10 protein-coding genes are annotated in these 10100 nt (G+C 58.7%); 1 reads left to right on the forward strand and 9 read right to left on the reverse strand.

Translation table 11 applies throughout. The features are described 5' to 3' along the window. Positions 1-178: 178 nt before the first annotated feature. From AC2FMY_RS21575 to AC2FMY_RS21615, 9 genes are all read right to left on the reverse strand, one after another. Complete coding sequence (locus AC2FMY_RS21575) at positions 179-1456, reverse strand: glycerate kinase type-2 family protein (protein WP_496808071.1); 1278 nt, start codon at positions 1454-1456, stop codon at positions 179-181. Then, positions 1431-2399, reverse strand: coding sequence for a 2-hydroxyacid dehydrogenase (locus AC2FMY_RS21580; protein ID WP_496808063.1), 969 nt, complete (start codon positions 2397-2399; stop codon positions 1431-1433). The genes AC2FMY_RS21575 and AC2FMY_RS21580 overlap by 26 nt, the downstream gene beginning before the upstream one ends. Continuing rightward, on the reverse strand, positions 2396-3295 hold the full coding sequence (sucD, locus tag AC2FMY_RS21585; RefSeq protein WP_496808072.1) for a succinate--CoA ligase subunit alpha: 900 nt from the start codon (positions 3293-3295) through the stop codon (positions 2396-2398). The genes AC2FMY_RS21580 and sucD overlap by 4 nt, the downstream gene beginning before the upstream one ends. A gap of 11 nt (positions 3296-3306) precedes the next feature. Beyond that, entirely contained in the window at positions 3307-4485 is a 1179-nt protein-coding gene (locus AC2FMY_RS21590) for a malate--CoA ligase subunit beta (RefSeq protein ID WP_496808064.1), read from the reverse strand. A gap of 9 nt (positions 4486-4494) precedes the next feature. Continuing rightward, entirely contained in the window at positions 4495-5433 is a 939-nt protein-coding gene (locus tag AC2FMY_RS21595; RefSeq protein ID WP_496808065.1) for an HpcH/HpaI aldolase/citrate lyase family protein, read from the reverse strand. Between the two features lie 10 nt (positions 5434-5443). Continuing rightward, a complete protein-coding gene (locus AC2FMY_RS21600) occupies positions 5444-6634 on the reverse strand; it encodes an aminotransferase class V-fold PLP-dependent enzyme (RefSeq protein WP_496808066.1) in 1191 nt (396 codons plus the stop codon). Between the two features lie 192 nt (positions 6635-6826). Continuing rightward, a complete protein-coding gene (locus tag AC2FMY_RS21605) occupies positions 6827-8353 on the reverse strand; it encodes a bifunctional folylpolyglutamate synthase/dihydrofolate synthase (RefSeq protein ID WP_496808067.1) in 1527 nt (508 codons plus the stop codon). Positions 8354-8394: 41 nt separating this feature from the next. Continuing rightward, a complete protein-coding gene (gene folB / locus AC2FMY_RS21610; RefSeq protein ID WP_496808068.1) occupies positions 8395-8808 on the reverse strand; it encodes a dihydroneopterin aldolase in 414 nt (137 codons plus the stop codon). Continuing rightward, complete coding sequence (locus AC2FMY_RS21615) at positions 8809-9474, reverse strand: LuxR C-terminal-related transcriptional regulator (RefSeq protein WP_496808069.1); 666 nt, start codon at positions 9472-9474, stop codon at positions 8809-8811. Between the two features lie 215 nt (positions 9475-9689). On the opposite strand from AC2FMY_RS21615, the gene AC2FMY_RS21620 reads away from it, so the two are divergent. After that, on the forward strand, positions 9690-10100 hold a 411-nt coding region (locus AC2FMY_RS21620), incomplete at its 3' end, for a formate--tetrahydrofolate ligase (RefSeq protein ID WP_496808070.1).

Here is a 10100-nt window from a genome sequence, read left to right on the forward strand (position 1 = left end):
TACGCACCGCATCTTTGCGAAATTCGTCCGTTCTTCCATGTCCCATAGCTCGTCTCCTTTGTTGCAGTAAATGCTATCAAAGGAGCGGCATCAAACCGCGACAAGACCAATCTATCCTCGAGAGCTGGCCAAGAGTTTACAAACGTGCCGGTGCCGCCTGAAACGCGAAGGCTCAGGCTCAGGCAATGATCCCGATCTGAAGATCAGCGACGTTGGTCCCCGTGCTCCCCGGTCTCAACAATGCGTTTGCCGCATTCAGCGGAACGTAAGCGTTGTTGTTTGCGAGTTCGGTTTCTACGGACAGACCTTGGGCTACGATGGCCGATATCGTATGGGAATCTACGATCGCACCTGCGGCATCTGTTGGTCCATCGCGGCCATCAGTTCCGCAGCTTAAGAAACCCCAGGAGCAGGGCAGTCTTCTGGACGCTTCGGCAAGTGCGAAGCGCAAGGAAAGCTCCTGATTGCGACCACCTTTTCCAGCGCCTGTTACTCGAACCGTCGGTTCACCACCGGCGACGAGCGCGCAGGGTTTTCCGGAAGCCGCAACGTCGTGGAGTGATGACAGGAGCAATGAGGCGGCCGCGTCGACGTTCAAATCTAACCATCCGTCCAGCTGCTTTACCTGATAGCCTTGGTGCCGCAGGTATGCAGTTGTGGCGGCCTTGGATATCGAATTGCTTGCAATAACCGCGCCGTCTCCGGCTTGGGAATCTCGCACCACTGGGTCTGTTTGGGCACTCAGAATGATCTTCCTGAGAGAATTATCAAATTGATAACGCTCGAGGATCGGCTGCAGGGCAGGGAGGTCCTGGGGCGCGACGGTTGGTCCCGAGGCGATGACGGCGAGATCGTCATTCGGGACATCCGAAACTGCCAGGGTCAAGACATAAGCGGGGGCCGCTGCCGCAGCCAATTGGCCGCCCTTGATTTTGGAGATGGCACGGCGGACGGCATTCATTTCGTTTATGTTCGCGCCGCACTTAAGCAAGTGCTCGCCTATCGCGATCTTGTCTGGAAGAGAAACGCCGGCTTTTGGTGAAACAGCAAGGGCAGAGCCGCCGCCAGACATCAGCGCCAAGACCAGATCACCTTCACGAGCCTCTGCTGCCGTCGCTAGAAGCGCGTTCCCGGCAGCCAGGCTTGTGGCATCGGGTACGGGGTGCTGACCGGACATGACCGTCAGGCCATCCAACTCGATCACTTCGCTCCCGGTGGTTACAACGGTTCCGAAATAGTCGCGTGCCTTGAAATATGGAAGTGCGGCCTGGGCCATGCGTGCAGCGGCTTTGCCCAAGCCCAGGACGACAATCCTCGACGCGTAGTCAAGTTCTGGTCCGCGGCGATTCAATGCGTCCCTTACTGCGCGCGCTGGATCGGCAGCCGCAACCCCTGCCTGATATGCGGCGACCAGATGATTTCGAATTGTCTCAGAGGACACGGTGCGGTGGCTCATTTCCGGCGAAGAAGGCGTCAAGATTATCTGCAACCATCATTCCCATAGCTTCCCGAGTTTCGATCGTCGCACTGCCGAGGTGAGGCAATAGTACGACCTTGGGATTGACTAGAAGCCGTGCATGGACTTCCGGTTCCTTTTCGTAGACATCCAGGGCAGCGCCTCCGATTTGCCCTTTTTCCAAGGCCGAAACCAGCGCGGCTTCGTCCACGATTTCTCCGCGTGCCGTATTGATCAGGAAACGATCGGGTCCAAATGACCTAATCCTTGCTTCATTCAAAAGGTGGCGGTTCTCATCACCACCTGGGCAGTGCAACGACACAAAATCGGAAGCTTCGATGACTTCATCAATCGTCGGCAAAGCAGTGGCTTTTAGTCCCGCAAGCTTGGTTTCGTCCACCATGCTTCGATTGTAGTACGCGATATCCATACCGAACCCGTGTTGGGCGCGCCAGGCGGTGGCAATACCTATGCGGCCCATTCCGACGATGCCCAAAGTCTTGCCGGCCAGGCTTCGGCCCATCATGTGCGTCGGTCGCCAGCCAGACCAGCCGCCGCTGCGCACTTCGCGTTCTCCCTCGCCGAGCCGACGGGCACTCATAAGCACCAAGGCGATCGCCAGATCGGCGGTACAGTCGGTCAGGCATCCCGGCGTGTTGGTCACCGTAACTCCGGAGGCTTTTGCGGCATCCAAGTCAATGTGGCTAACACCGACACCGAAGTTCCCGATGATCTTGGCCGAAAGGTCCTTGCCAAAACTTTCCGATGGCAGGGAGTCGCTTACGGTCGCACAAACGGCATCGTACTCGCGCATAGCCTCCGCGATCTGCGCCGCGGTCATTGGAACGTCGTCTTTGTTCAGTACGACGTCGTAGGTTTCCCGGAGTCGATCTTCGACATTGGTCGGCCATCGTCGGGTGAGTAAGATCCGAGGAGCGGTCATGCTGCTCTCGATGTGCTCGACAGGACCTTTTCGACCGTTTCACCGAACGCAGACGGATTGGGAACGATGTGGTGCCCGGCCTCCCGGATGATCTCGACCTTTTCCTGAGCGGACTCGCCGAACGCAGATACAATCGCGCCCGCATGACCCATCCGTTTTCCTTTGGGTGCGGACAGCCCGGCGATGTAGGCCATCAATGGCTTCTGCATGTTCTCGGTTGCCCAAGCCGCCGCTTCGGCTTCCTGAGGGCCGCCGATCTCACCGATCATGACGACGGCATCGGTATCCGGATCGTTGTTGAAGAGTTCTAGAATGTCCCTGAAAGACGAACCGTTGATTGGATCCCCGCCAATGCCGACGCTGGTGGAAACTCCGATGCCGTGCGCCTTCATCTGGCTCGCTGCTTCATATCCCAGGGTGCCCGAGCGCCCAATGATCCCAACGCGCCCCTGTTCGTAGATGTGGCCGGGCATGATGCCCATCATCGCGGCACCGGGCGTGATCGTGCCCGCGCAGTTGGGCCCGGTGAGGATCATCTTCTTTTCCGCCTTGAAGCGGCGCATATAGCGCTTCACGCGCATCATGTCCTGGGCGGGAATACCGTCGGTGATGCAAACGCAGTATTTGATGCCGGCGCCCGCCGCCTCCATGATCGCGTCAGCGGCAAAGGGCGGCGGCACGAAGACGATGGAAGCTTCAGCGCCGGTTTCGGCGACAGCACCTTTCACCGTGTTGAAGATCGGCAACCCGAGGTGGGTTTCTCCCCCCTTGCCGGGGGTAACTCCGCCGACGACCTTGGTGCCGTAGTCCAGCATCTCCTGTGCGTGGAACGTGCCGATCCTGCCGGTAAAGCCCTGCACGATGACAGGTGTGTCTGCATTGAGCAAAATAGCCATGATATCCTCCCTCACGCGGCCGTGGCCCGCGCCTCCTTCCAGGCTGCAACTGATTTTTCTGCCGCTTCCGCCAAAGTGTCCGCGACGATCACGCCGGGTGCTTTCTCGGCCAGGATCGCGCGACCTTCTTCGACCTTGGTGCCCGACAGCCGGACAATGAGCGGCACCTTCACGCCCACTTCCGTCAGCGCCTTTACCACGCCTTCGGCCACCCAGTCGCACCTGTTGATGCCGGCGAAGATGTTGACAAGGATCACTTTCACATTCTCGTCGGCCAGCACCGCCCGGAAGCTCTTGGCAACACGATCAGGGCTTGCGCCCCCCCCAATATCGAGGAAGTTGGCCGGCTCTCCACCGGCGATCTTGATCATGTCCATGGTCGCCATGGCGAGCCCTGCGCCGTTGATGATGCAGCCGATCTCGCCATCGAGGCCGACATAGCTCAAGCCTCGATCCGAAGCGAAGGTCTCCCGCGGGTCTTCCTGGCTTTTGTCGCGCAACTCGGAGATGTCTGGGCGGCGGAACAGAGCATTTTCATCGAAGCTCATCTTGCAGTCCAGCGCCATCAATCGGTCTCCCGACACGACGAGCGGATTGATTTCGAGCATCGAAGCATCGTAGTCCCGGAACACACGATAGCAGCCGAGAATCGTGTCGACGGCCTTGCTGATGAGCTTGCCATCCAGCCCGAGCCCGAAGGCGATCTCACGTGCCTGATACTCGAGCATGCCAATGCCGGGGTCGACCGAGCAGCGCACCAGGCTGTCGGGCTCGCTCTCGGCGATCTCCTCAATTTCCATCCCGCCGGAGGAGGAGGCGACGATCATGATCCGCTCCTCCTTCCGGTCGAGCACGAAACCGAGATAGAGCTCGCGGTCGATCTGCACCGTTTCCTCGATATAGAGGCGGTTTACCAGCTTGCCGACCGGGCCCGTTTGATGGGTGACCAAACGTCGACCCAGCAGCTTTTCCGAGGCCGCCTCGACTTCCTTTTCCGACTTGCAGACGATAATGCCGCCGGCCTTACCACGGGCACCGGAGTGGATTTGCGCCTTCACCACCCAGGCATTGCCGCCGATCTCGGCTGCGCGATAATGTGCCTGCTCGGGGCTATAGGCCAACCCGCCTCTGGGCAGGGGAATGCCCTGAGCGGCCAGCAGTTCCTTGGCTTGATACTCGTGGATGTCCATGGTTCCTCCTCACGCAGCCCGCGAACGGATTGTTTCGTCGACGGCAATCACGTTCTTCGCCATCCGCTCGGAAGCTGCGTCAATCATCTTGCCGTCAAGGCTTGCCGCGCCCTTGCCCTGGGCTTCCGCCTCGCGCAGCGCGGCGATAATCCGGCGTGCGCGCTCTACTTCTGCCTCGGGCGGAGAGAATTCATCATTTGCCAGCTCGATCTGGCTGGGGTGGATTGCCCATTTTCCTTCGATGCCTAGTGCGGCACCGCGTTTGCAGGCGTCGCGGAATCCGTCGGGATCGGAGAAGTCGCCGAAGGGGCCGTCGATCGGGCGGATGCCGTATCCCCGACAGGCCACCGTCATCCGGCTCAGGGCGGCGTGCCACTGGTCGCCGGGATAGTGCGGATTCAATCCGCCTATGTTGACGGTGCGCGCCTTGTTGAATGCCGCGTAGTCCGCCACCCCAAAATGCATCGCTTCGAGGCGCGAGGGCGCAGCCGCGATGGCTTCGACATTGGCCATGCCGAGCGGGGTTTCTATGAGCGCCTCGATGCCGATCTTCTTGGTGAAGCCCTTTGCCATCTCGATCTGGTTCAGCATGGCTTCCACCATGTACACGTCCGCCGGTACACCGACCTTGGGGATCAGGATGACATCGAGGTTCTGGCCGGCCTGTTCGACCACATCGACCACGTCGCGGTACATGTAGTGCGTATCCAGCCCATTGATGCGGACGGACATGATCTTGTCGCCCCAGTCGAGGTCGTTTAGTGCCGCGATGATGTTCTTGCGCGCGGGCTCCTTGTCGGCCGGGGCAACCGCGTCCTCGAGGTCGAGGAACACGCAGTCCGCAGCGCTCTTCGCGGCCTTCTCCATCATGTCCGGGTTTGAGCCGGGCACGGCGAGGGTCGAGCGCTGCAGGCGGACCTGGCGCAGGTGATTGATTGTATGGCTCATGTATCCTCCCTCAGGCGGCCTTTGCCGATTGAACCGCCGGTGTCTCAGTGAAAAACTTCAGTGCCGCGCCCACGCCCGACCCCGGTTCGACCGGGATGCCGGTGTCGATCATCGCCATTTCGGCGACGGACAGGGAGGTTGCGACCATGCCCTCATTCAGCCAGCCGAGGTGGCCAATTCTGAAGACCTTGCCCATTACCTTGGAGAGCCCGGTCCCGAGGGATGTCTGATAAGCAGAATAGGCTCGCGAGATCACGTCGCGCGCGTCAAACCCGTCAGGAACAACGATCGCGCTCACGGTATCGGAGTGCCATTTTTCTTCTTTGGCGCAAAGTTGAAGGCCCCAAGCTTCGACGGCCTTCCGGACCCCCGAGGCAAGCCGGTGATGGCGTGCCCATACATTTTCAAGCCCTTCGTCGAGCAACATGTCACAGGAGACATTCAAACCATGCAAGAGCTGTGTTGCCGGCGTGTAAGGAAAGTATCCCTGATCATTTGTCGCGATCATGTCGTCGAAGGAAAAGAACGTTCTGGGCAGTTCGGCTCGTGAACGGGAATTCAAGGCGAAATCCGACACCGAAAGGATGCCCAGGCCCGCCGGCAACATGAACCCCTTCTGACTCCCGCTTACGGCGCAATCTACGCGCCACGCATCCTGATCGAATTCGATTGACCCGATGGACGAGACGCCGTCTACCATCAGCAGGGCGGGATGGTTGGAGGCGTCGAGTGCCTCACGGATCGCCTTGATGTCGGAGGTAACGCCCGTGGCCGTTTCGTTATGAGTTGCGAACACAGCGGCGTATTCCTGGCTCACATCCTGCGAAATGCGCTTCGTGTATTCTTCGATGGGGACGCCGGTACCCCATTCACACTCGATCACATCCACGTCCAGGCCGAAACGTTGCGCCATATCGACCCAAAGATGTGAGAATTGCCCAAAACGACTCATCAGAACCTTGTCGCCGGGGGACAGAGTGTTGGCGATTGCGGCTTCCCATGCGCCGGTTCCTGAGGATGGATAGATGAATACCCGGCCGGATGTGTTTTTGAACACTTTCGCAACTTTTTCGAAGATCGGCATCGTGAAGTCCGGGAAATCCGGGGCACGCATGTCCTGCATGCAGACGTTCATTGCCTTTCTGACTTCTTCCGGAATGTTGGTTGGCCCCGGAATGAAGAGATGATTGTATCCAGCCATGCGTATCGCACCTCCCTGCTATCGCCCGACAATCAGCGAATAGAGGCCATTTTGGAAACACACCCTAGGATAGGAATGACATGCCGCTAGGTAGTGCTCGGCCTACCCGATGGGTGCTGCTTTCGGCCAACGATACATTTCCAATTGACCTGATTCTTAGTTCGCACAACTGAACTTCCAGCCAACCTCACCTCACCCGTTCTTGCGCAACACTGCCCCGGCCAGATATAGCGAGCCGCAGATCAGTACCCTTGCCGTCGGGTCCTGTGCGATGATGTCGGCCAGGGCGTTCTGCGCCGACTCGGCAACGACGGCCTTCATTCCAACAGCCTGTGCCGCCGCTGCCGTTGCCTCGGCGGGCAAGGTCGCAGCCTCGCCAGGAATGGCGACCGCGTGCAGGCCGGCGGCCTGGGCAGCGAGGGGGCGCAGATAGCCTTCGACATCCTTGGTCGAGAGCATTCCGCAGATCATGTGGGTTGGGCGCGCGGGCATCTCGGCCAGCGTTGCCGCCAGCGCCTCGCCCGCCGCCGGGTTGTGGCCGCCGTCCAGCCACAACTCAGCCTCAGGTGCCATGTCGATGAGCGGTCCTTTGGCCAGCCGCTGCATCCGCGCTGGCCAGCACGCCTGGGTCACCGCGCCTTCGCAAGCCGCCTCGCCAAAGCCCAGATGCCTAAGCGCCGCCAACGCCATGCCCGCGTTGCCGATCTGGTGCGGGCCGCGCAAGTTGGGCAGGGGCAGATTCAACAGGCCGGTTTCGTCTTGAAAGACCATTCGCCCACGTTCTTCCCACACATGCCAGTGCTGGCCATGTGCGATGATCGGAGCGCCCAGTCGGTTGGCTTCGGCCTCGATCACGTCCAGCGATTCCTCGTGCTGAGGCCCGACGATCACCGGCGCGCCGCGCTTGATGATGCCCGCCTTCTGATAGGCGATCTCGCCCAGCGTCTCGCCCAGATAGGCCTGGTGATCCAGATCGACGGTGGTGATGATCGTCAGGCGCGGTTCATCGACCACATTCGTCGCATCATGCCGCCCGCCAAGGCCGACTTCCAGCAGCGTCCAGTCCGCCTTGACGCGCGTGAAGGCCAAGAATGCCGCCACTGTGGTGATCTCGAAATAGGTGATCGTGCCGCCATCATTGGCCTGATAGACCTCGTCCAGGATCTGCGACAGCAGCGCCTCGTCGATGATCTGGCCTGCGACGCGGATACGCTCGTGAAACCAGGCAAGGTGCGGGCTGGTATAGGCGTGGACCGTCTGGCCCCCGGCTTCCAGCCCCGCGCGGATCATCGCCTGGGTCGAGCCCTTGCCGTTGGTGCCCGCGACATGGATCACCGGCGGCAACGACAGGTGCGGATTGCCGACATCGGCCAGACAACGTCCCATCCGGTCCAGGGTCAGGTCGATGACCTTGGGATGCAGCTTCATCATGCGTTGCAGGATTGCGTCGGAAGCAGCGTGGGTGGTCATGGTAGAGTCCAATAGGGTTCGCGGCTCGGGTGTCGGCCGGGGCCCGCGATCAGGCGGGTTTTCCTCGGAAGTCTCAAACGTACCGGCCCCGGCAGGATCTTCGACCGCCTCTTTTGCGTCAGTCGATGCGCCAGACGGCACGGAGTCACGTCCCATCGTGCCATATTCGGGCGGCACGTCGACTTCGACGGTGGGGTTCCCGCGGCTGTCGAGAGTTTCAAGGGCATGTATGCTGACGATGGCGCTCATTTTGGAGCGTCCTTTTTTCTCGGTCGTTCTGTCACTGCGGATCACCTTCGGCGCTCGATCTGAAATCCGACTGAATCCAGGAGATAGGGGAGCGGAGCCGAAGGTTTGCGGATTCTAACCAAAATTCGCTCGACATTGAGAAAGTGCTCCAAGATTGCTGCGGCAATCCGGTCTCCCAAGGTCTCGATCAGCTTGAAGGGACCACTATCAGAAACGCTCTGAGCGAGGCTACAAAGGTCCTTGTAGTTCACCGAAGCAGAGATATCGTCTAGCTCAATCGCTTTTCTCGCATCGAATTCACACTCGATATCGATGAAGAATTTCTGACCCAGAGTGGCTTCTTCTGCGTTCACTCCATGGTATCCATGTATGCATAAATTGGAAACGAATACGATTTCACTCAACGGATCTTCCTTTACCGGCCGGAAGTTTTGAACAATTTTGACAGCTAGCAATCATGCGTCCGATTCCCGAGTCCAAACAGCGACAGCCATCGCACGATTTCTCACATCGAGCTTTTCGTAGAGATTCTTTAGATGATATTTTACCGTATTTTCGGATATACCGGTTCGATTGGCGATTTGTTGGTTTGTCCAGCCTTTCGACAATACGTCGAGTAGTTCTCGTTCACGCACCGTCAGAGACGAGAGCGGCGTGTCGTTTATTCGCGAAATATCCGTGTAAGGTATGCAAATGCGCCCACTTGCCACCGCGCGTAAAGTTGCAATGAGTACTTTAGGTTCATCATGTTGGAAACAAAATCCGTGAACGCCCAGCCGCACGGCTTGCTTTAATACCGACATGTCACGGCTATTGCTGAATATTACGGTTCGAGCATCGGTTTCGCGCTTTCGAAGTTCCTGAAGCAGTTTTGGCGCCTTCATATCCGCCAAGTCCCAAGCGAACACAGCGACGTCGAAAGAAGCTGGATCCGCAGACAGTATCGAGGAGCCTCGATCAGTCGTGCCAACGAGCTCTAGATCAGATTCGACTGACAGCATTGCGGTCAGTGCGGACACGACCAAGGGATTGGCTTCCGCAAGTAGTATTCGCACCTCCGCGCAGGCTGCACGCCCATCTTCATTCACTTCTTGTCCTCCCTCAGGCAGAGCCTGATCCAACCAGTGTAGTCAAACCTGTCTACTTTTGAAAGGTTGTTTCGACGCTGACCTTTCGGGTAGGTTCCAACCAACCCCAATGGAGAAAGCTGAGTAAGATCAGGTAGCTATATGAAAACTTATGTGAAAAAGACTGCCCCAAAACGGCTGTAGAAAGACAGGTAAGTCTGTTCGATCATTTTGTATGCGACGGAATTCCGGTTTGGGAGGATCACTGGATGGCAATGAAGACGGACATCGAGATCGCGCGTGGCGCGACAAAGCTACCGATCCAGGAGATTGGAGAAAAGCTCGGCATTGGCGCCGAGCATTTGCTGCCCTTCGGCCATGACAAGGCTAAGGTCAGCCAAGACTTCATCAAGTCAGTTCAGGGCAACAAGACCGGCAAACTTGTCCTGGTCACCGCCATCAACCCCACGCCTGCGGGTGAAGGCAAGACTACGACGACCGTGGGCCTCGGAGACGGCCTCAATGCCATCGGCAAACGGGCCTGCATCTGCATCCGGGAGGCATCTCTCGGCCCGAATTTCGGTATGAAGGGCGGCGCCGCCGGCGGCGGCAACGCTCAAATTGTTCCGATGGAAGACATGAACCTGCATTTCACAGGGGATTTCCATGCCATCACCAGC

It is taken from the genome of Ruegeria sp. YKSE079 (assembly GCF_059612845.1).